The sequence below is a fragment of the Bacillus sp. FSL R7-0166 genome (assembly GCF_038008935.1).
In the GTDB taxonomy this organism is placed as follows: Bacteria; Bacillota; Bacilli; order Bacillales; family Bacillaceae; genus Bacillus; species Bacillus altitudinis.
Genome location: NZ_JBBPAC010000001.1, coordinates 1,338,802 through 1,358,197, shown reverse-complemented (window position 1 = coordinate 1,358,197; position 19,396 = coordinate 1,338,802). Strand labels below are relative to the sequence as shown.

Here is a 19,396-nt window from a genome sequence, read left to right as displayed (position 1 = left end):
TCCTTCTCGTTTTTATGTATCATATCATACCGTTTTCAGGTAAATCGCTTCTTTTATTGATATTGTGAAATTCATTTGGTGCCACGTTCAGTTCGTCGGCTGGAACAACCTGAACGTGAAGTTTTTGTAATAAGTCTTTAATAGCTAATTGATTCTCTTTTAAGCACGCAGAAATAAACGGAAGACTGCGGCGGTGATAAAGCGCAAATAACGGCTGTAATCTTTCCTGCACCATCGGGACCACAGCATCTACATGCTCATGGCAATAGGAAGATAAAGCGACGGCTGTCTCTTTTCGTATGAATGGCATATCACATGCCGTCACTAAATACCACTCTGCTTCTTGCTTTTGCATAGCGGTATATATGCCTGCAAGCGGGCCATACCCACGCACCTGTTCATCATCTAACCAAACAGCTTGTTCCCCTCTTGCTTTGAAAAAAGGCAGAAGCTTCGGGTGACTGATGATGATGGTTTCCCCTTTCAAAAGTTGCTCTTTCACATGTTCATATAGTGGTTTCCCCTGATAGACATGACTTGCCTTTGGCTCTCCAAAACGCCTAGAAGCACCTCCGGCTAGTATCACATTCACTATTCTCATCATCTCATCCCCTTTGATATGGTTGTTCTAATCGCACTCATTTCGCATACTTTATTGATAACATGAATAAGGAGGGTCTACCTATGAACCGGCGCCATGCTTCTCCCCTATTCCATGATCTGTCTCAAGAAAACCTATTTTTAAAAGCTGAAACGGCCAAATATCAACAGATGATTTCAGATTTACAGTCCACGTATACGTATGCTAAAAACAAGAAGCTATCTCAAGAATATCATGAGATGAAAAAGGATTTCACTCAATTAAAACAACAATTGTATGAAATGACCATTGACCAAGACGAAGCATCATCTAAAATACAGGATCTCTCTTATAGCAAATCGGAATTATTACATAAAATCGTCCTTCTTCATGAAATGCTGCAAAAGGAAACCTATCATAGACGAAAAGAAACAGAGGAAAAGCACCGATTGCATTTGAAGGTTGTAAAATATAAGGAAATGTCTCAGCAACTACAGGAGCGATTACTAGACCAAGATAAACAGCTTGCAAAAGAGGAGAAAAAAGGAAATACTTTATCCGCTGTGATTGAAAAACTGCAGCAAACTCTAGGCGATAAAAACGCAGAGCTTCATTTATTACAAGAAGGCGTGCGGCATCTACAGGAGCGTTTTTATGAAACACAAGAGAAATTACTGCACATCGAAAAAGCAAAAGAAGCCATTTTTTATGAAACGCTCACGAGCTACCAAAAACAGTTAGCCGAAAGCGAGGAATGGATCGCTTCTCATTTTGCTGATATCGACCAGTCAGCCCAAACAAATGCCGAGCCGTTCTCACAAGACCCTATTTTGCAAACAACCGAAGAAATAGGACCGATTTTGAAGAAACTAAACGAACAAGTAGAAACGCTCCAGGCAAAAGTTGATGCGGTGCAGCGGAGTGGAGAGGTTATGACAGTGAAGATCGATGGATTTAAAAAACAGCGCGACAACATGCCCAAAGAACGAAAGATTGTCTATACAGTTGATCAAAAAAAGTAATCCATTCATCACGTACGCAAGAAAAAACTGCTGGCATTTACGCCCAGCAGTTTCTTTTTTATTTATTCGTCTTCTGTTTGAATGTCACCTTCTAAAATATACTGTCCGCGATAAGGTTTCTTCACTTCTGGGTACATTTTAATTAAGCTTTGCATAAACGTTGTCATATTTGGAATTTCAAGACCGCTCTCTTTTTCAATCTCTTTTTGAAGTTCAGAGCTTTTAATCGCCGCATTATGACGCTTTAATGTTTTAATTGCAGCTTCACGAAGCTTAGCTGCCTTTGATCCAGGTCTAGCTGTGCCTCTTCTGCGTCTTGTAGATCCTTCAGGAATACCTACAGGTGCACCATTTAGCTGACCTGTTCCTAAAGATGATGTAACGTTTGACTGCGTTTGCGCAGGCTGATTGTAGCTTCTCATTTCTTGTGCAGCCAGCTCAGCTAATACAGGCAGTGAATCTGTTTTTCTCTCTGTACGTACTTCTTTTTTTGTATCTGTGACGAGACCTGTACCTTGACGGTCTAATTCTCTTAGTTTTGCGTAAATCGCATCTCGTTCAATTTGATATTCACGGATGACCTTTACTTCTGCTTCATTTAATTGTTCCAATCGTAAACGTAACGCTTCCCTCTCATTAAACAATGGATTTCCCCCTCATCATATAAAAAATATTCTATAGTAAATATTAGATTAGAAAACTAATTTTATCAACTATTTTTTTATCATTTTACAGTTTGCTATCAGATAGGTATTTCCAACTAAAATTTTGCCAAAGAAGAAAAATCGGCACCCATTTCATTGCCACTATAGGCTTTTGACCACCTTTAAAATATTGTAAAAATTTTGAATAAATGCTTATACTACTTGATTTATATAGTTATTTACCAAACTGAAATTTCTTTTGTGCAAAAACGTTCTGAATAGTAAAAAGTTAAAATCTTTACATTTTCATTTCAAAATAAAAATGTAAATAGGTCATAATACCTTTTTATTTTAGGAAATTTTTTTAATGAAATCCCTCATTTTCTCTTTTCTTAGGCATTCCACCTACAATCATATTCATCCAGTGCAATATGTCTCCTATTTTTCCCCATGAAAAAACCCCCATTCATGGGGGGAAAGCCTATTCTGCAGCCTTTTCAGACTCAGAAAGAACTCGATTGACACGTTTTTCAAGCATTTTCATACCGCTTCCGCCAGCTTGGAAGTGGCGTAAAGCACCTGTTTTATCGAATACATAGTAAGCTGGTACATATTCGTTCTCAAATGCTTCTGTTAATTTATGGTCGCTGTCTACAAAGATTGGCTGAGTGATTTCATGCTCATTTGCAACCTCTTTGATTTTTTCTAGATCAAGGTCATCCTCTGAACGTGGCATGTGAACTGCGATCACGTTTAGTTGATCTTTGTATTCATCACGGAATTGGTTCACTTGCGGCATCGCCTCTTTACAAAGGTGACAGCTAACTGACCAGAAGTGGATCAATGTTGGTTTATCACCAATTAATTCTTCTCTTGTTACTTCTCCATTTAACCATATTTTTGCACCAGTTAGTTCTGGCATTGGTTGACGTAATTTCATTTTGAAGCGCCTCCATCCATTGTATGTCTCGAAACAAAAAAGTCTAACATCAGTTAGACCCCATGTAGACAAACCCTCGCATTCTTTTTCGGTCCTGCGTGCTGGTACTCACGAATGTCACATTCGCTTCGCGCCAGTACTCGTTCTTCCTAGACTTCAAAGGTTTTCTATCACGCTGAAAAGAAGACAAAGGGCTAAAATCAAGTTCATTTTAGCCCTTTGTCAACAATCTGAAGGTCTAACACCCGTTAGACTGTTTCTTCAACTATCAATTAAAGTGTTTTTTGACCAGGTTTCCAGTTCGCTGGGCAAAGTCCACCAGTTTGTAATGCTTGAAGAACACGTAGTGTCTCATCTACATCACGACCGATATTGTTGTGGAATACTGTTTGATATTGAAGTTCGCCTTCTGGATTAATGATGAATAGACCACGAAGTGCAATTCCTTCTTCTTCAATTAAAACACCGTATTCTCTAGATACTGTGTGGTTTGTGTCAGCAGCTAGTGGATATTTTAATTCACCAAGACCATTGTCTTTACGATCTGTGTTGATCCAAGCAAGATGCGTATGGATTGTATCAGTAGATACACCAATGATTTCTGCATCTAAATCTTCAAACTCATCATAACGATCGCTCATTGCTGTAATTTCAGTTGGACAAACAAAAGTGAAATCCATTGGATAGAAGAAAAGAACTGTCCATTTGTCATTCTTGATGTTTTCCTCTAAACTCACTTTACCAAATTCCTTATTAGCAAGTACTGCTTCCATTTCAAAACGTGGAGCTTGTTTTCCTACAAAACGCTCTGCCATATGTAAATCCCTCCAAAAATAATATCTTTATACAGACTTCTTAGCTGTATATAAAATGAGAATCAACAGGTTGAATTCTCATTTAGTTAATAACTTCACAAATATAATTATAATACTTAAGCGATTTTTAGTCAATATTAATTAATAATAAATTTAATTAACGATTTGTCACAATCTCTCGCTCCAACTATTAAAAGTTTAACATGACTTGCTTAAGGGAACAAATGATTAGCTTCTCATTTCGCACATACATAGAAAGGTTTTGAAGATCATGAAAGCACTTGAACAAGTAGATTGGGTTTTCATCATCATGAATATCAGTATGATTTTGCTAAAACTCATTGCTATTTTTGTGATTTATTTTATCATCAGAGCGATTGGAAATAAGATGATTAAGCGTGCCTATTCAGCATTCTCTGAGAAGCACGATGTCTCTTTATCACGAGCTCAAACGCTGCAAAGTCTTACCTTAAATATTTTCGCCTACTTACTGATTTTTATTCTAGTTGTGATGATCCTCGACTTATTTCATTATAACCCAACCGCCTTGCTGGCTGGCGCAGGTGTTGTAGGACTTGCCATTGGATTTGGCGCTCAGGGATTGGTGAGTGATATTGTGACAGGCTTCTTCATACTGCTGGAAAAACAATTTGATGTCGGCGAGTATATAACGGTTGCTGGTTTCGATGGGATCGTTGAACAAATTGGACTGAGAACAACACAGCTTCGAAGCTTTGATGGCACTCTTCATTTCATTCCGAACCGAAGTATACTGAATGTAAGCAATCATTCACGAGGGACGATGCAGGCACTCGTTGATATCGAATTATCCCCAGATGAAAATGTGGATCAGATGATCACCACTTTGCAAGCAGCCTGTGATGAAGTTCGTGAGAGCATGCCGCAAATCATTGAAGGTCCTCAAGTCGTTGGAGTGGAATCATTTGGCTCTTCATCCCTCGTCCTTCGTATCATTGCAAAAACTGAAACGATGGAGCAGTGGCGTGTCGAACGAATTCTACGCAAAAAAATGAAAGAAGCACTCGATCTAGCCAAAGAGCAAAAAGAACCAGGATCATAATATCCTGGTTCTTTTTTGTTAGTTTTATTGAACACGCTGTTCTACTTCTTGACAAATTTCATCAGCCGTCATACCTGACGCTGTAATGACAGATGCCTTTGTCGTTGTGTCTGAAATGCCAAGAACATTTGAATCTAGTCCTGTGACCACATAGCAGTCACACTGATCCATTTGCTGTTCATTTTGAATACGTACGACATCATACCCTTTTTGCTTCAAAAGCTCTTCTACATCGGATAAAGATGGTTCTACACCAATTCTTGTCATAATCAAGAACACCTCCTGTTCATAAGGTGTACAGGAGACCATTTGATTATTCATTCACCTGCTTGCTTTTTAAAATAAGCTGTCATGACGTTTACAGCTGTTTCAATCGCATTTTCGTCAGGCGTGAGTTTTGCATGGTGCAGACCATATTCTGAATCTACCCCTAGCCAAAACATGAACCCGGGATATTTTTTCAGCATGTAGCCGAAATCTTCTCCTGTCATCGCTTCTCTGCATTCAATGACGTTTGCAAGACCTTCTTCGGCTACATATGACATAAATTCCTCTGTCAAATCCTTTGAATTGTCCACTTCGTAATAAGATGAAGGGTATCGAACTGTCGCCTTGCATTCATAGCCAATTTCAATTCCCTTTGCAAGTGCTTCAATTCGTTTTCTCACCTTTTCCATAGACTCTGGCGAGAGCGTGCGAATGGTTCCATCAAGCTTTGCGTGCTGCGCAATGATATTTTGAGCAGTGCCACCTGTAATCGTGCCAACTGTAATAACGGCACTATCAAGAGGGTCCACATTTCGTGAAATCACCGATTGCAGCTGCCCTACTAGTGCACTTGCAGCCACCACCATATCATTTGCTAAATGAGGGTATGCGGCATGCCCGCCTTTTCCTTCAAGATCGATCACAAGCTCACTCGTATTAGCAAATAATAAGCCCGGCTTTGTTGCAATCGTGCCGACTGGATATTCAGGTGCAATATGCAGCGCTGTAATAAAGTCTGGCGTCCACTTTTTTAGAACATCACTTGCAAGCATTGGTTCAGCTCCGCCTGGCCCTTCTTCTGCCGGTTGGAAAATAAATAGCAGATCTTCTTTGATTGGCTGATGCACGAAATGATCAATGATACCAAGAGCAATGGTCATATGAAGATCATGTCCACATGCATGCATGTGGCCTTCATGTACCGATTGAAATGGATAGCCCGTTTCTTCAGGGATAGATAATCCGTCCATATCTGCACGATACGCAAAGACGCGCGTAGGATTTGTCCCTTTTACTTTCACAAAAAGTCCAGTCCGCCATGTTTCCATCTCGATTCGATCTGTTGGGTACGATTCGAGATGCTTGATGAGGTAAGCTTGTGTTTTAAATTCCTTAAAACCAAGCTCAGGAATTTGGTGCAAATCTCTTCGAATGGATATTAATTGCTCACGATTTAACAAGTGAACTCGCTTCCTTTCCTCTATACGAATAAGACGTGGATATATCATCCACGTCTATGTCTTCAGCTGCGAATTGTGTCAATTAAAGCTGACGCAGTTCTTGTTTGATTTCAGTTTTACCTTTTGTTTTTTCATCAATGTCTTTGATTTTCTTTGCAGGTGTACCTGCTACAACCGTGTAAGGCTCGACATCGTTCACAACGATCGCTCCAGCTGCTACAACTGCACCTTTTCCAATTGTCACACCTTCTAAAACAACAGCGTTTGCACCAATGACAACATCATCTTCTACTACAACTGGCTTAGCAGAAGGCGGCTCAATGACACCTGCAAGAACAGATCCCGCACCGATATGACAGTTCTTACCTACTGTCGCACGGCCGCCAAGAACAACGTTCATATCAATCATCGTACCTTCACCGATGACTGAACCGATATTAATAGAAGCACCCATCATGATGACTGCATTATCGCCAATTTCCACTTGATCACGAATGATTGCACCTGGCTCAATACGTGCTTTGATGTTTTTCAAATCCAACATAGGAATCGCAGAGTTACGACGGTCATTTTCCACGACAACATCTTCAATTTTGTCTTTGTTTGATGCTAGAGCTTCTTGAATTTCGCTCCACTCACCGAAGACAACACCAGTGTTACCTGTGATAAATGTTTTTGCATGTTCACCAAATTCAATACCTTCTAAGTCCCCTTTAATGTAGACTTTCACAGGTGTTGATTTTGTACTATTTTGAATAAATGAAATAATTTCATTAGCGTCCATTTGTTTCATGTATGTATGTCCTCCTCTTAATTTATACTTCATTACTGTACCAAAGGAGAGTTTTAATGACAAGTGAAAGAATCGTCTGCGCCTTGGCAAATAAAACAAGCGGGCCTCTTTATCCCGCTTCTTGCTGGTGAAGATGAACAAATTGTCTACCAAAAGAAATCAATTCCTCTTCCTCGTTTCCTTCTGGATTCAGCTCAATTTTGATGGATGGTAGGACGATATCACCGCCCAGTTCTTTCACTTTTTCTTCAATTAAATCCACAGCTCCGCAAAAATGTTCATAAGATGTATCTCCAGAACCGAATACAGCAAATGCTTTACCCGTCAAATCCAGCTCTTCCATTTCCTCATATAGATCAATAAAATCATCTGGAAGATCACCATCTCCCCAAGTATATGCACCTAACAGAATGTGCGAGTAATCATGAAGAAGTTCAGCATCAATATCCATCGCTTCATGCCGGTCCACGCTAGCCCCAGCTTCCTTTAACCCTTTTTCGATTAAATCAGCCATTGCTTCTGTATTTCCTGACATTGTGGCATACACCAATAAAACTTTTTTCGTCACTTTTTCTTCCTCCTTATTAATGAATCAGTGCAGGTTCCTCATAAGGCCTGACAAACTTACTTTCATATAAACCCGCACAGAAAAAATTCTCCTTTTGATTGGCGACACGAAAACCATGCCCTTTGATCGTATCAAACCACTTGAGCTCTTTTTGCTCTATATCAAGCTGATACACCTTAGAAAATCCATGCTCGTCCTGTGAGGTGGTCACGTACACAATGCCGTTATCCTCTGACACATCCAAAAATGATTCCTCTCGCGCAAAAGCTTGTGATTGAATATCATGCAGCATATTTGTATGTAAGTCTAAAATTTGAACAGATCCTCTTTTCCCTTTTTTAGAGCCCATCGCACAGACAAGGAGGTGTTCCCCGCAAAGCAACATAGAAGCAGTCATTCGGTGCTCTTCTCTGTTTAGGAGAAAAATCTGTTCACTTTGCAAGTCATACACCCATATTCCTCCATGCACCTCATGAATCTGTGTTCCAATATAAAGATAATCACCGGCTACACATAATGAGCGAATCACAGGGGGCTGATTTACATGAGCAAATGGCTTCATAATTTCCCAGGAAATTCCGAAATCGGTTGACACATAAATACTATGCTTTCCATGTGCGCATACAAACCCATCTTTGCGTCCTGTAATAGACCAAACAACTGCATTTGTCGGAAAAGATGATAGCGCCCATGTGTGGCCCTCATCTCCTGATCGTATGACAGTTCCATTTTCACCAACACCGAACAAATACGGACCAATATAACTGATAGCGTGGATTTTATGCTTAAGCTTAAAAAGCTGCTGCCATCCGCCCTCCACACTGTAATGAAAAATACCTTCTCGTTTGACAGCAACAAAATAGCCGCCACTTTTAGACGCAGCAACAGCTGTCGCACCTTTATGAAACATGATTTTCAACTCTTTTCTCAGACAATGATGCCCACGTTAAAAAGCTCGTTGCAAACTCCTCACAGCACGCCACATCTTCATCTGTATCTGGCGCAAGTTCCATTTTCAATGTTTCAGGAAATACGGATGCACCTGTCGATTTCAGCATGTCATGAAAGGTATGAACAGCCTCGCAAAACTTCGGATAACTGTAATCGCCTGATCCAAATACCGCCGCTTTGATGTGAGAAAGTTCAAGGGATGAGACCTCTTCATAAAAATCTTCAGCTTCATAAGGTAAATCACCGTCACCCCATGTGTAAGAGCCGATCATGACATAATCGTATGAAGAAAGATCTTCTGCACTTGTGTCGTCAAATTCCATCATCTCTGTCTCTATCCCTTTTCCTTCAAGCGTTTGTTTTAAGATCGCTGCCATATCTTCCGTATTGCCAGACATACTCGCAAATGCAATTAGTGCTTTCATCTATTGGTCACCTCATCTAAATGATAATCATTTTCAATTATTATATGTACACTTTAAATGATAATGATTTTCATTGTCAAATGTTTTATGAAAAGGTGCTGTTCAAAATACACATGACGTACATCAAAAAACCGCTCATTCCAATTGGAAGGCGGCTTTAATTGATCATCACTCTATCTCTTTGTGATGTACTCTTTTTTTATTTCTGAATAAAATATGGACCGCAATCGGTTTCGTGCGTCATCACAAATGTCCAATTTTCTTCCCAATCCATGACATACAGATCGCTATAGTCCATGTGTCCGTCTGTATATGGCAATTCCTTCACTGACAGGTCAGCGGCGTTTTCAAACAGATACGCTTCTTGAGCAAATTGATAAAAAAGAGTACATGTATGCTTTGATTGCTGATGAAAGGCGTTAATCGCTGCCTCTTTTTCAAGGCATTCAACTTTTCCCCAGCTACATAAGTGCCATAGGAAGCCATCCATCCCAATCTCTTTTTGTTCTTCTAAAGAAAGATGACTTGCAAAACGTCCACGCCATCTCTCGCGTAAATAAGTTCCCCACTTCGGTATATCCGTCTTCTTTTTTCGTTGATTTCTCATCATTTCTTCCAGCTTTCTGTTTTTTCAGTATGAAACAGGTAAATCTATTAGAAACCTAATCAAACTACTTATCCTAAAAAAGCACCTCCTCTTCCAGAAGTACTTACACTGCCTCACTTTCAAGCATTTCTTTCACCACACCAACAAATGCTTGAACTTGTTTTAACTGAAAAGAGGCTTCATATCCTAACAGCCACGTGTCACGTCCGATTTGCTCTCCATTTGCGTCTACGAGCGGGGTTTTGTGTACGCTTTTCTCATGATCATATAGGGTGACCGAAGGCAAAATGGCGTAGCCGATACCGTGATAGGCCATTTGTTTACATGTCTCAATCTGGTCCACAAGAATCGTCTGTTTTGGCGACACTTTAAACTTTTGATGCCACCAGTGCTGAATTTCTTGATAATAGGTGCTATCACTTTTAAATTGAATAAACGGGCGTTCTGTCTCAATTAACTCATCCACGTCCTTGATGACAGAATCGACTAAATATAAATGATCGGTCATTAAGTATTCCTTTGTGCCCTTCCAATCAGGATTCCCGCGAATGATGCCGATGTGGACATGGTCTTCATACAGACTTTTAAGCATCTCACTGCTCCAGCCTGTCACAAGAGATACTTTGGCATTTGGGTATTTCTCGACATACCGCTTCAACACCTTTGGCAGCCAGTGCTGACCAATAATGGACGCAACTGCAAGCTTGAGTGTACCGTGAATGTCTCCTTCAAGCTCGTCAATTCTCTCTCGCACTCGATCCTGCTCAGTCGTGACCTCTTTGGCGAATTGAATGATCTGTTCGCCAGCTGAAGTGACTGTCAAGCCTTTTTGTGAACGAAAAAAGATTTTGGTTCCCCACTCTTTTTCAATCGTTTGCAGCCTTTGAGATAAGGCAGGCTGAGAGACAAAGAGCCGCTCTGAAGCCTTTCTCATATTCAATTCCTCACTAAGTACAACAAGCATATGTAACTCTTGAAGCTGCATGGGCGCCCTCCTTCTCTCGATAAGTTTTTCTTATTTTATATAGTCATTATATAAATAATAGCTTATGAAGGCAAAAAAAATAAGCTGGGCTGCAGCTCATTTTTTTGCGGAATGAATGACTTCATTTAAGCGCTTTAATACAACACGCCGAGTGAAAATCCCTTCGAATACTTGCTCTTCATTTTCCACACAAACAAATCCATTATTCGTCACAGCGTGAACACCTTTTAAAACAGGATCGGTCGTTTTCAGTCTTGGAATATCTGATAGCATGACCTCTTCTACCTTCAATTGGTCGAGCTTTTCAAATTCAATTCGTTCTAAGCCAAAGATTTTATCCATAATCATATTTGTTCCAATTAACCCATGAAGGTGATAAGAAGCATCCAGAACAGGTATGGCTGTATATCCTGTTTTTGTCAGGACCAATAGGGCGTGTTCAAGATTATTTCCAATTTGAACGTGTGCCACTTTATCTGCATCAATCATATGCTCAGCTACTGTTGACTCAAGTAATTGAGCCGGTTCTATCTCTATCATGTTTCTTCGACCCCTTTTCTCTCAATCATCAATCATACATTCCCCTTTAACATTAAGCATAAACTAAAACGAATTTTGTCGAAAGATTTTTTTCTGCATAAAAAAGATACTCAGCGTAGAGTATCTAATAGAATGTTCAATCGATATTAATTCTCAAACCTTACTCTGTCATACAATGTGATCAATTTCTTATACGTATTGTCGTCGACATTTTTTGTTCCACATTCTATATCATTGATCTCACTGCTTAGTAATTCGACAGCATATTCCTGATTCAGTAATACGTTTAATAATAGCTTTTTCTCTTCTTCATTAAAACGATTTTCGATGACGCTCATTCAACATCAGGCCCCCTGTTTCATATATGCTTTTATATTGATTAGCAGGCGTTTGAATGTCTGCTTCCTCTCTATACAGCTAGAATAAGGAACTAGAATCGAATCGTCAACCGCACGTTTCGACAACGTTTGGAGAAAAATGACGGAATTTATTTTGTGTATCGATTGGCGTAGCAAAATGCTGCGTATGAGTCGGGTTTTATTTTTGCTTCAATTCCCATGGCTGTGATCATTCCGGTCATTTCCTGGATCAGCTCTTTTGTACTTCCTTTTTTGCCAATATCTAGATGGACTTCAAAACGAAGGTCTGCCCCTTCCTCAGCAAACGGAAGAAGCAAATCCATCAGTTCTGTTAAAGGTCCCTCAAGGATGTCTGCACATACCTTTTGGCTAAACGCTGTCTCTAATGAAATTTTTTCTCTAAGACTTTGTACAGGCCGATTCAACACTTGCTGCGTGAGACAGCCCCAAGCTCCTTTGCCGATCCGGTGAAGATGAATTGCAGTCATAAATGTTGTGACATTCTGATTGACCTGAGAGTCCGTACCAATTGATAGTACATAAACAGATCTCGGGTCTTTTTGAATAAAGTCTTTCATTCTCATGACAACATCAGAAAACGCTAAATGCTCTTCAGAAAGATTAAAGAAAAAAGAATCACTCACAGAAAGGAACTCCTTTTAAATGGTCTCTTATCCGAATATTGCACTGAATGATCATCTTCCTTTTGCTTATCACCTATGAAGTGTATGCTTCCGCAATCAACGAAGGAATTCTTAGAAAAAACATTTCATACGATTCAGCTTAGGATTGTAGAAGCTCAAAAATCTCAATCGAAATCATATCAATGTTGTCAAATGGGAAAGTGTTTGGCTTATCCCCTTGTTGAAAAACAGTCAATTCAAACGTTTGATTCTTTTCGAAATACTTAACACTACAGATTTTCTCACCGTTCACTTCGAAATAACGCTGTGCCGGCTCGTTTGCAGCTTCTGCTGTCTCTTGAAGACTTTGCAGCCTTGTAATGATACCCATTAATTGTGACATTCTAAAAAAAGACTCCTTTCAAAAAAACAACTCAAGATGAACCCGTATTGATTATACACAAGTCCTACAAAGCATCATACCATAAAGTGTTCTCAGATGATATTTTTCCTCTTGAATTCAAAAAAAGAAAAAGAATCTGTTTTTTTATTTTGAGTCTTTTTTCTTATCTCATGCATCTTGTTTTTTATAAACCGGCCGATCTCATCAGGCGTTTCGCAATTTCGTCAAAATCTTCTTTTGAAATACCTGGAGCAAACTCTTCCGGCAAATCTCTATAATCTGGCACGGGTGCACCTTTTGGCGTGCCCTCAATAACTGTCAGCGGCTTTCCATCAATCGGATGGTTTCCTTTCCAAATTTGATTGATATCCTTATAATCCGTGTCACTAAATGTATACAGCTTTGTATGAACATTTTGATCTTCAAACTTTCTTGCAGAATCAAAGTATTTATTGTCGAGATTTGGAATCGGCAGCATCTTCCCAACATCTACTCCTGTCGCTACCTCAAGGGCTTTTGCATACGCCACAACATGTACGCCGCCTCTGACAAGTAAATAACCGATCATTTCTCTTGCCGTAGGGTGATCCGTCATTTCATATACGCGCATTTTATGCGTACGAGCTCCGCACTCTAGGAAGAAGTTATGAAGAAGATCCAGAATCAGATTACCACTTGAGAACACATTCTCACCTGTCCACGGCTTTGCCATGGAGTCAAACGGATAGCCTGTTTGTGCCGTTTGGATAAAATGCTGCGTATTTCGTTTATCAACAGCCGCTTTCATCGGGGTCGTATCTGGATCGCCCCCATGGGTGGTTCCCGTAATCATGAGATTGACTGCAGTTGTCACAAGCTCTACATGACCGAATTCTTCAGCTGTAATACTTGATACAAGATCATAAAATGGTTTGAGCTTTCGTTTCCCTCTAAAGTTAAACGATTGAAACATGTAGTTATTTAATGTGGACATTTCACCAAATTTTCCGCCGAGTAATTCTTGCACAGCCGCTGCACCATTTGCATCTGGGTGATCAGGCATTGGTAAATCAATCAGCAGCCGCTTGTCACGTTTGATCATGACTTTTCCCTCCTACTGTCTAACTATCATCATTTAAGGTGTATGGATGAATTGGGATGTCCTATGCATGAAGGGAATGATTGGCGCACAAAAAAAACTTGGCGGGGGTAGCGCCAAGTTTTTTGGATCTTGATCTGATAGAGGGGTTGGGGAACAGAGAGTAGCTTCTCTCTATAACTAAATGATAATGATTATCAGTTTCATTGTCAACCATTTTTTCTATCTTTTTTCTAATAAAAAAAACAGCCTTGACGGCTGCTTTTAAATTAATCCTTCCTGCTCATATAGATAAGCATACGGAAGATCTACAAACAAATACACGTCTCCCTCTAACGGATAAGAAAACGTACGTATTCGTTCTCCAGTTTCTAAATCACTGTAGATATCGCTGAAAAATCCTTTTCCGCTAATTCTCATTTGAAGAATATTTGCTAGAAAATAAGGGCGCCAGCTCCAGTTTTTCTCTATATACTCTGGCTGAAACAGCCATTCTTTCTCTTTCTTAAACACATTTCCAGTGATTTGAAACCCTTCTTCATTACACATATAAATGCGAAAGCTGCAATCGGTTAGTTCATGTGCCAGTTTTTGTATAAGTTCATCATTTGTGCTGCATGATTTTTTTAACGTACTGACGGCTTGATGAATTCGTTTATAAAAGGTTTCAGAATGTTCATAGACAGCTTGGAGTTTCTTTTTCTCATGGGCAATGAATTGTTGAAATTCTTCTTTAAGCTGCTCTTTTCGTTTGTTACGGTCAATTAATTGTGCGGCAGGCTCGTGAAGGTAGAAGCCTTGAAAATATCTTCCGCCATTTCTCCATGCATATTGCAGCTGAAAATTCGCTTCAATGTCTTCATAGATTAAAGCCGCTCCTATTTTTCTTGCAAGAAGTGAAATGCTGTATAACACATATTCATAGGAAGGAGATGGAGACGAAGCTCTTAAAGCCTGTAGATCTATTTTTAATAGATCAGGTGAAAGCAGAGCAATCCGGTCAAGATTGCTGCTTTCTTTTCCTATATTAGATACGGCGATTTTGATCCCATATGTACGATAATACGTTAACGTATGGTAAAGCTGTTCAATGTCGCCGCTAAACGTATGTTCAGTAATTTCAATGACAAACCGGTTAAGCTGAATACCCCTTGCTTCATATTCTTTTAAAAGTTCTAAAAAACTTTCGCCATGATCAAGCATGATGACATTCGCATCATGATTAATAAAGATGAGCAAATCTTCATCTTCGGTTGTGAAGAGATCAAGCGCTTGACTTAATACTTTTTGATCTACTTCCAATTTATATTCGTCAGGAATAGATGAATCCGTAAAGAAGGAGCCTAGACTAACTGTTCCCGACTCAAGCTTCATTCTTCCAAGAATCTCATAGCCTATCACTTTTTGTTCCTCCGCACTGAAGATCGCTTGATAGTGCGGGAAAACATCTTCAATATTCGTTAAAATATCCAATGGATCGACCATTTTCATCACCTGCTTCTCTCTTTGTGTGATTATACCATATCAAAAGCAGGTCTTACACGGTCATTCAAAATGGTGATTGGTTGAGCCATTGCCCCCCATCCATCGTGATACAATCTCCATTAATATAAGATGCATGCTCAGATAATAAGAAACTCGCAAGTTCTGCAATTTCTTCTGGTGTGCCAAGTCTACCGAGCGGAACACTATCTAATGTTCTTTGGGCAGCCTCTTCAGATTCCCACAGTTTATCAGCACCACCTGTTCTTTCAATGGGCCCCGGCGCAATGGCATTTACGCGAATGCGATATTGCTTTCCCCATTCGACTGCAAGCGTTCGGGTAAGTGATAGTACGCCTGCTTTTGCGGCTGCTGAATGCGCTACACCAACACCAGCCCCCCATGCATATGTGGCGACCATGTTGATCATACTTCCGCTTTTCTTTTGACGAATCCAATAGTTGCCCACTGCATGGCTGCAAAAAAAGGTGCCATTTAGCACAATATCAATGACCGCTTTCCAGCCGTTAGGAGACAGTTTTTCTGCTGGAACTAAAAAGTTGCCTGCTGCGTTATTGATGAGTGCATCCACATCACCAAATGTATCTACTGCAAACTTCACCATTTGATCAGCATCTTCTGGATGTCGCACGTCCATTTGAAAATAAGCGATCGAACCACCTTGCTGTTTGATTTCATTTGCCGTTGTTTCAAGGGTCTCTTCTGTTCTTCCAGTAATCAAAACATTCCAGCCCCCGAGTGCCAAATGAGTCGCCATCGCCTTTCCCATTCCGCTTGATCCCCCTGTGACAATCACTGTTTGCTTCGTCATTTGTTCTCCTCCTTTGTGTGTTTTGAATGACTATTCATTCATTATCCATCTATCATATCATGATTTCCCCTCCATACACCATATGGGAGATTCATCAAAAATCATGCTATACTTAATTTTATTTTTAAAGGAGTCTTATATGAAGCAACTTTCCCGTAGGCAATTTTTAAAAGGAGCAGCTGGTGCGAGTATTCTCGGACTTTTGGCGACTACATCCGGTTATGGCTATGCTCGGTACATTGAACCGCGCATGATCGACACCGTATCACTCACTATTCATGATGCTCAGCTACCGGCTTCTTTTGACCAATTTAAAATTGCGCAATTTAGTGACGTTCATTTAAGTGATACATTTTCGGCAAAAGATTTAGAGACTGTTGTCCAAAAAATCAACGCTGCATCTCCCGATCTCATTGTGTTTACAGGTGATCTTGTTGATTTTGAATCATCGATTGAAGAACATGAAAAAGCCAAAGCCTCTTTGTCTAAGCTTGATGCTCCGTTTGGAAAGTTTGCCATATGCGGAAATCATGACTACGGACCTTTTGGCATCGATCTATATGAGGAAACGATGAAAGCTTGCGGTTTTACATTATGTAAAAATGAAGTGTTTCACTTAGAAAAAGAAGGCGGACGCATACAGATCGCTACACTGGATGACCTCATGATGAGTATGCCTGATTACCATTTCATCAAACGAGAAGTCTCTTCTGATCTCTTTACGTTATTGCTTGTGCATGAGCCTGATGCCGCACTAGAGCTTGAAACAATACCTATTAACTTGCAGCTTTCTGGGCATACGCATGGTGGTCAAATACAGCTTCCTTTCTATGGACCGATTCTCACAGCACCTTTTGGGCGTACATATGTCGAAGGCTTATACGGTAGCTATCAGCACCGTATCTATGTCAACCGCGGGCTTGGGACAACTAGACTGCCGCTTCGGTTTTTAGCCAAACCTGAAATCACTTTTTTCACCTTAACATCTCACGTGTAAAGAGAAGCCAAATCACCTTTTCCTGCATATGTATAAACAAAGATCATTCTCATGACAAATGTTAGGAGAAACCTTATCGGGCCTGATCCCGTCCATATAGTATATGTGAGGCGGGGATCATGGCTTCTTTTATTTGAGTAAAAGGAGTGTGCTTTCGTGCTGCGATACACGGTAAAAAGTGGAGAAACACTTGCTTCTATAGCACTTGATTTTCGAACAACGACAGATGCTTTAAAAGCTGCAAATCCGTCACTTCAAACCCGCGAGCCAGAACAAAATGAAGTCATCATCATCCCTGGGTTACCGGATCCTAACACGATCCCTTACCGCATATCTGTGTCAATTTCAGCGAAACGTCTCGTACTGTTTTCTGGATCACAGCTCTTGCGCTCATACCCGATCGCAACTGGCAGAATATTAAACATGACACCGACAGGTTCTTATTATATTGTCAACAGACAGCCAAACCCAGGAGGTCCCTTTGGCGCCTATTGGCTGAGCCTTTCAAAAGTTCATTACGGCATCCATGGAACGAATAACCCGTCTTCAATTGGTAAAGCTGTGTCTAGAGGGTGCATTCGCATGTACAATCAGAATGTCATCGAACTTGCTTCAATAGTTCCAAATGGAACACCTGTGACCATTAGCCAGTAGGAGAAATCAATTGTACGAATGGTTAAAATTTTATATGATAGAAAGTGGGATCTTCAGGTTAAGGAGCGTATTTATGGATATTTTTAAAAACAGAAATTTTGTTCGTCTCTTTTTTGCAGCACTTGCCTCGCAAATGGGGACAACAGTAGGCAATATGGCGTTTGCCTTTTATTTGCTCGATCATTTTAGTCATCAGCCCGCTTACGCCACTTTAGCAGAGCTAATGTATTCACTGCCTACGATCTTTGTCTTTTTTATGGTCGGTGTGGTCGCAGACCGTTTTGATCGTAAAAAAGTCGCAGAGAATTGTGATTGGATACGAGCTGGGCTGACGATCGTTTTATTTATCGTCATTTATTTTAATTCACTGCCGCTTATTTTCTTGATCTTGTTTATACGAAGTGCCATTACGAAGTTCTTCTATCCAGCTGAAGCCTCTCTCGTTCAGGCCATTTTAAATAAAGATCAATATGCAAAAGCTGCTGGTTTAAATCAGATGCTGTTTAGTTTGTTTATGGTATTTGGTGTTGGAATAGGTGCCATTATGTATAAAACGATTGGACTTCACGGTGCCATTACCATTGATTTGGTCAGTTTTATTATTTCCGGTATTCTCATTCGATCATGCAATATTCCAATTGAAGCACGACAGCCAAATGGACAAGCAGGCTGGAAAGGCATGACCGTTAAAACATCTCTAAAAGATTTTAAAGAAGGCATTCTCTATATTTTAAAAAATAAATTATTGGCTTCTTTAATTTTCGGCTTTTTTGTTTTTGGTCTTGTGAATGGCGCATTTGCCGTTCTTCCGATGTTTACAATGAAATACGGTCTTTCACCGGACCATTTTGAACTGCATACATCCTTTTTTACGATCGCAATCGGTGCCGGACTTCTAGTTGGAAGCTTACTTGGCTCTATTCTTGCGAAAAAGGTAAAGATGCAATATCTCATGTCGATTCCAATTCTAGTTGCAGGTATTTTAATTTTTGTCCTTGGTTCCACCCATACATTATGGTTATTTTATGTCACATCATTTGTCATTGGTACATGTATTGGTCCAGTCAACATTGTCATTGGAGGCTGGCTCCCAAGAATTGTTCACCCTCGTCTGATGGGACGCGTATCAGGGTGGGTTGATCCGCTCACCATGTTTGCACAATCAATGACGCTAGGTTTAATTGCCGTGTTATTTCCAAAGCTCATCACCAATGTTTCTTACATTTATTACGGAATGGGTATTATTATTTTACTCGTTTTCCTTTTTTACTTCATTACACTGCCAAAGTTCAGCAGAGAAGCTGCCGACTTAGATGTACAGCGTGAATTAAAAGGTCAGGGAGTACAATAGATGAAGCAAAAAGGGCTAAAATAATGTTTATTTTAGCCCTTTTTCTTCTTTTCAGCGTGATAGAAAACCTTTGCAGTCTAGGAAGGGCGAGTAATGGAGCGGAGCGAATTTCACATTCGTGAGCACCAGCACGCAGGACTGACAAAGATTGCGAGGGTTTGTCTACACGCTGAAAGGACTTTCTTCTATAGAAAGTCCTTTTTTCATGGGTGTAACAT

Annotated in this window: 24 protein-coding genes; 5 read left to right on the top strand and 19 right to left on the bottom strand. The window is 40.0% G+C overall.

Features of this window, described 5'->3' with window-relative positions; all coding sequences use genetic code 11:
• Window positions 1–19: 19 nt before the first annotated feature.
• Entirely contained in the window at window positions 20–601 is a 582-nt protein-coding gene (locus tag NST01_RS06955; protein WP_019743805.1) for a molybdenum cofactor guanylyltransferase, read from the bottom strand.
• Window positions 602–684: 83 nt separating this feature from the next.
• Here NST01_RS06955 and NST01_RS06950 point away from each other — a divergent pair, with 83 nt between their 5' ends.
• Window positions 685–1,602, top strand: a complete 918-nt coding sequence (locus NST01_RS06950) for a sigmaE regulated sporulation protein (protein ID WP_326114366.1) — start codon at window positions 685–687, stop codon at window positions 1,600–1,602.
• 62 nt (window positions 1,603–1,664) lie between these two features.
• On the opposite strand, the gene NST01_RS06945 is transcribed toward NST01_RS06950, so the two are convergent.
• The 3 genes from NST01_RS06945 to ahpA form a co-directional block, all read right to left on the bottom strand.
• Window positions 1,665–2,246 (bottom strand): Rok-like winged helix domain-containing protein, encoded by a 582-nt coding sequence (locus tag NST01_RS06945; protein ID WP_007498648.1) that lies wholly within the window; start codon window positions 2,244–2,246, stop codon window positions 1,665–1,667.
• A gap of 481 nt (window positions 2,247–2,727) precedes the next feature.
• Window positions 2,728–3,186, bottom strand: coding sequence for a TlpA disulfide reductase family protein (locus tag NST01_RS06940; RefSeq protein WP_048003189.1), 459 nt, complete (start codon window positions 3,184–3,186; stop codon window positions 2,728–2,730).
• Window positions 3,187–3,458: 272 nt separating this feature from the next.
• Window positions 3,459–4,001, bottom strand: coding sequence for a biofilm-specific peroxidase AhpA (gene ahpA / locus NST01_RS06935; RefSeq protein WP_007498654.1), 543 nt, complete (start codon window positions 3,999–4,001; stop codon window positions 3,459–3,461).
• 271 nt (window positions 4,002–4,272) lie between these two features.
• On the opposite strand from ahpA, the gene NST01_RS06930 reads away from it, so the two are divergent.
• On the top strand, window positions 4,273–5,082 hold the full coding sequence (locus NST01_RS06930; RefSeq protein ID WP_326114363.1) for a mechanosensitive ion channel family protein: 810 nt from the start codon (window positions 4,273–4,275) through the stop codon (window positions 5,080–5,082).
• Window positions 5,083–5,106: 24 nt separating this feature from the next.
• On the opposite strand, the gene NST01_RS06925 is transcribed toward NST01_RS06930, so the two are convergent.
• From NST01_RS06925 to fadH, 15 genes are all read right to left on the bottom strand, one after another.
• Window positions 5,107–5,349 (bottom strand): YkuS family protein, encoded by a 243-nt coding sequence (locus tag NST01_RS06925; protein WP_003211408.1) that lies wholly within the window; start codon window positions 5,347–5,349, stop codon window positions 5,107–5,109.
• Between the two features lie 50 nt (window positions 5,350–5,399).
• The gene (locus tag NST01_RS06920; protein ID WP_048001606.1) at window positions 5,400–6,578 is read right to left on the bottom strand and encodes an N-acetyldiaminopimelate deacetylase; all 1,179 of its coding nucleotides are present in this window, start codon (window positions 6,576–6,578) and stop codon (window positions 5,400–5,402) included.
• A 34-nt stretch (window positions 6,579–6,612) separates the two neighbouring features.
• On the bottom strand, window positions 6,613–7,323 hold the full coding sequence (dapD, locus tag NST01_RS06915) for a 2,3,4,5-tetrahydropyridine-2,6-dicarboxylate N-acetyltransferase (RefSeq protein WP_008347987.1): 711 nt from the start codon (window positions 7,321–7,323) through the stop codon (window positions 6,613–6,615).
• 109 nt (window positions 7,324–7,432) lie between these two features.
• Window positions 7,433–7,891, bottom strand: a complete 459-nt coding sequence (locus NST01_RS06910; RefSeq protein ID WP_008347989.1) for a flavodoxin — start codon at window positions 7,889–7,891, stop codon at window positions 7,433–7,435.
• A gap of 16 nt (window positions 7,892–7,907) precedes the next feature.
• Complete coding sequence (locus NST01_RS06905; RefSeq protein WP_008347991.1) at window positions 7,908–8,801, bottom strand: WD40/YVTN/BNR-like repeat-containing protein; 894 nt, start codon at window positions 8,799–8,801, stop codon at window positions 7,908–7,910.
• Window positions 8,791–9,267: a flavodoxin gene (locus NST01_RS06900; RefSeq protein ID WP_017367153.1), complete on the bottom strand. Its 477-nt coding sequence runs from the start codon at window positions 9,265–9,267 to the stop codon at window positions 8,791–8,793. Before NST01_RS06900 ends, NST01_RS06905 begins: the two co-directional genes overlap by 11 nt.
• A gap of 199 nt (window positions 9,268–9,466) precedes the next feature.
• Window positions 9,467–9,874, bottom strand: a complete 408-nt coding sequence (locus NST01_RS06895) for a DUF4275 family protein (protein WP_048003188.1) — start codon at window positions 9,872–9,874, stop codon at window positions 9,467–9,469.
• A 103-nt stretch (window positions 9,875–9,977) separates the two neighbouring features.
• On the bottom strand, window positions 9,978–10,859 hold the full coding sequence (locus NST01_RS06890) for a LysR family transcriptional regulator (RefSeq protein ID WP_007498669.1): 882 nt from the start codon (window positions 10,857–10,859) through the stop codon (window positions 9,978–9,980).
• Between the two features lie 96 nt (window positions 10,860–10,955).
• Window positions 10,956–11,399: a cyclic-di-AMP-binding protein CbpB gene (gene cbpB, locus NST01_RS06885; RefSeq protein ID WP_007498671.1), complete on the bottom strand. Its 444-nt coding sequence runs from the start codon at window positions 11,397–11,399 to the stop codon at window positions 10,956–10,958.
• A 146-nt stretch (window positions 11,400–11,545) separates the two neighbouring features.
• Window positions 11,546–11,737 (bottom strand): antirepressor AbbA, encoded by a 192-nt coding sequence (gene abbA / locus NST01_RS06880; RefSeq protein ID WP_008347999.1) that lies wholly within the window; start codon window positions 11,735–11,737, stop codon window positions 11,546–11,548.
• A gap of 149 nt (window positions 11,738–11,886) precedes the next feature.
• On the bottom strand, window positions 11,887–12,402 hold the full coding sequence (locus NST01_RS06875) for a ribonuclease H-like YkuK family protein (RefSeq protein WP_008348001.1): 516 nt from the start codon (window positions 12,400–12,402) through the stop codon (window positions 11,887–11,889).
• 139 nt (window positions 12,403–12,541) lie between these two features.
• Window positions 12,542–12,784: a YkuJ family protein gene (locus tag NST01_RS06870; protein WP_003212254.1), complete on the bottom strand. Its 243-nt coding sequence runs from the start codon at window positions 12,782–12,784 to the stop codon at window positions 12,542–12,544.
• Window positions 12,785–12,968: 184 nt separating this feature from the next.
• A complete protein-coding gene (locus NST01_RS06865; RefSeq protein ID WP_007498675.1) occupies window positions 12,969–13,865 on the bottom strand; it encodes a manganese catalase family protein in 897 nt (298 codons plus the stop codon).
• A gap of 261 nt (window positions 13,866–14,126) precedes the next feature.
• Window positions 14,127–15,347 carry an EAL domain-containing protein gene (locus NST01_RS06860; protein ID WP_272754350.1) on the bottom strand — a complete coding sequence of 407 codons (1,221 nt, stop codon included), beginning with the start codon at window positions 15,345–15,347 and terminating at the stop codon, window positions 14,127–14,129.
• A gap of 64 nt (window positions 15,348–15,411) precedes the next feature.
• A complete protein-coding gene (gene fadH, locus NST01_RS06855) occupies window positions 15,412–16,176 on the bottom strand; it encodes a 2,4-dienoyl-CoA reductase (protein ID WP_007498678.1) in 765 nt (254 codons plus the stop codon).
• A gap of 139 nt (window positions 16,177–16,315) precedes the next feature.
• Here fadH and NST01_RS06850 point away from each other — a divergent pair, with 139 nt between their 5' ends.
• The 3 genes from NST01_RS06850 to NST01_RS06840 all read left to right on the top strand — a co-directional run bounded on the left by NST01_RS06850 (window position 16,316) and on the right by NST01_RS06840 (window position 19,178).
• A complete protein-coding gene (locus NST01_RS06850; RefSeq protein WP_019743905.1) occupies window positions 16,316–17,173 on the top strand; it encodes a metallophosphoesterase in 858 nt (285 codons plus the stop codon).
• Window positions 17,174–17,329: 156 nt separating this feature from the next.
• A complete protein-coding gene (locus NST01_RS06845) occupies window positions 17,330–17,827 on the top strand; it encodes a L,D-transpeptidase family protein (RefSeq protein ID WP_019743906.1) in 498 nt (165 codons plus the stop codon).
• 73 nt (window positions 17,828–17,900) lie between these two features.
• Complete coding sequence (locus NST01_RS06840; RefSeq protein ID WP_008348012.1) at window positions 17,901–19,178, top strand: MFS transporter; 1,278 nt, start codon at window positions 17,901–17,903, stop codon at window positions 19,176–19,178.
• The last annotated feature ends 218 nt before the right edge of the window (window positions 19,179–19,396 follow it).

What these genes read in the sequence shown, in the direction of transcription:
- NST01_RS06955 (WP_019743805.1), bottom strand. Translation starts at nt 601, where the DNA reads ATGAGAATAGTGAATGTGATACTAGCCGGAGGTGCTTCTAGGCGTTTT.
- NST01_RS06950 (WP_326114366.1), top strand. Translation starts at nt 685, where the DNA reads ATGAACCGGCGCCATGCTTCTCCCCTATTCCATGATCTGTCTCAAGAA.
- NST01_RS06940 (WP_048003189.1), bottom strand. Translation starts at nt 3,186, where the DNA reads ATGAAATTACGTCAACCAATGCCAGAACTAACTGGTGCAAAAATATGG.
- ahpA (WP_007498654.1), bottom strand. Translation starts at nt 4,001, where the DNA reads ATGGCAGAGCGTTTTGTAGGAAAACAAGCTCCACGTTTTGAAATGGAA.
- NST01_RS06930 (WP_326114363.1), top strand. Translation starts at nt 4,273, where the DNA reads ATGAAAGCACTTGAACAAGTAGATTGGGTTTTCATCATCATGAATATC.
- NST01_RS06925 (WP_003211408.1), bottom strand. Translation starts at nt 5,349, where the DNA reads ATGACAAGAATTGGTGTAGAACCATCTTTATCCGATGTAGAAGAGCTT.
- NST01_RS06920 (WP_048001606.1), bottom strand. Translation starts at nt 6,578, where the DNA reads ATGATATATCCACGTCTTATTCGTATAGAGGAAAGGAAGCGAGTTCAC.
- dapD (WP_008347987.1), bottom strand. Translation starts at nt 7,323, where the DNA reads ATGAAACAAATGGACGCTAATGAAATTATTTCATTTATTCAAAATAGT.
- NST01_RS06905 (WP_008347991.1), bottom strand. Translation starts at nt 8,801, where the DNA reads ATGTTTCATAAAGGTGCGACAGCTGTTGCTGCGTCTAAAAGTGGCGGC.
- NST01_RS06900 (WP_017367153.1), bottom strand. Translation starts at nt 9,267, where the DNA reads ATGAAAGCACTAATTGCATTTGCGAGTATGTCTGGCAATACGGAAGAT.
- NST01_RS06895 (WP_048003188.1), bottom strand. Translation starts at nt 9,874, where the DNA reads ATGAGAAATCAACGAAAAAAGAAGACGGATATACCGAAGTGGGGAACT.
- NST01_RS06890 (WP_007498669.1), bottom strand. Translation starts at nt 10,859, where the DNA reads ATGCAGCTTCAAGAGTTACATATGCTTGTTGTACTTAGTGAGGAATTG.
- cbpB (WP_007498671.1), bottom strand. Translation starts at nt 11,399, where the DNA reads ATGATAGAGATAGAACCGGCTCAATTACTTGAGTCAACAGTAGCTGAG.
- abbA (WP_008347999.1), bottom strand. Translation starts at nt 11,737, where the DNA reads ATGAGCGTCATCGAAAATCGTTTTAATGAAGAAGAGAAAAAGCTATTA.
- NST01_RS06870 (WP_003212254.1), bottom strand. Translation starts at nt 12,784, where the DNA reads ATGTCACAATTAATGGGTATCATTACAAGGCTGCAAAGTCTTCAAGAG.
- NST01_RS06865 (WP_007498675.1), bottom strand. Translation starts at nt 13,865, where the DNA reads ATGATCAAACGTGACAAGCGGCTGCTGATTGATTTACCAATGCCTGAT.
- NST01_RS06860 (WP_272754350.1), bottom strand. Translation starts at nt 15,347, where the DNA reads ATGGTCGATCCATTGGATATTTTAACGAATATTGAAGATGTTTTCCCG.
- fadH (WP_007498678.1), bottom strand. Translation starts at nt 16,176, where the DNA reads ATGACGAAGCAAACAGTGATTGTCACAGGGGGATCAAGCGGAATGGGA.
- NST01_RS06850 (WP_019743905.1), top strand. Translation starts at nt 16,316, where the DNA reads ATGAAGCAACTTTCCCGTAGGCAATTTTTAAAAGGAGCAGCTGGTGCG.
- NST01_RS06840 (WP_008348012.1), top strand. Translation starts at nt 17,901, where the DNA reads ATGGATATTTTTAAAAACAGAAATTTTGTTCGTCTCTTTTTTGCAGCA.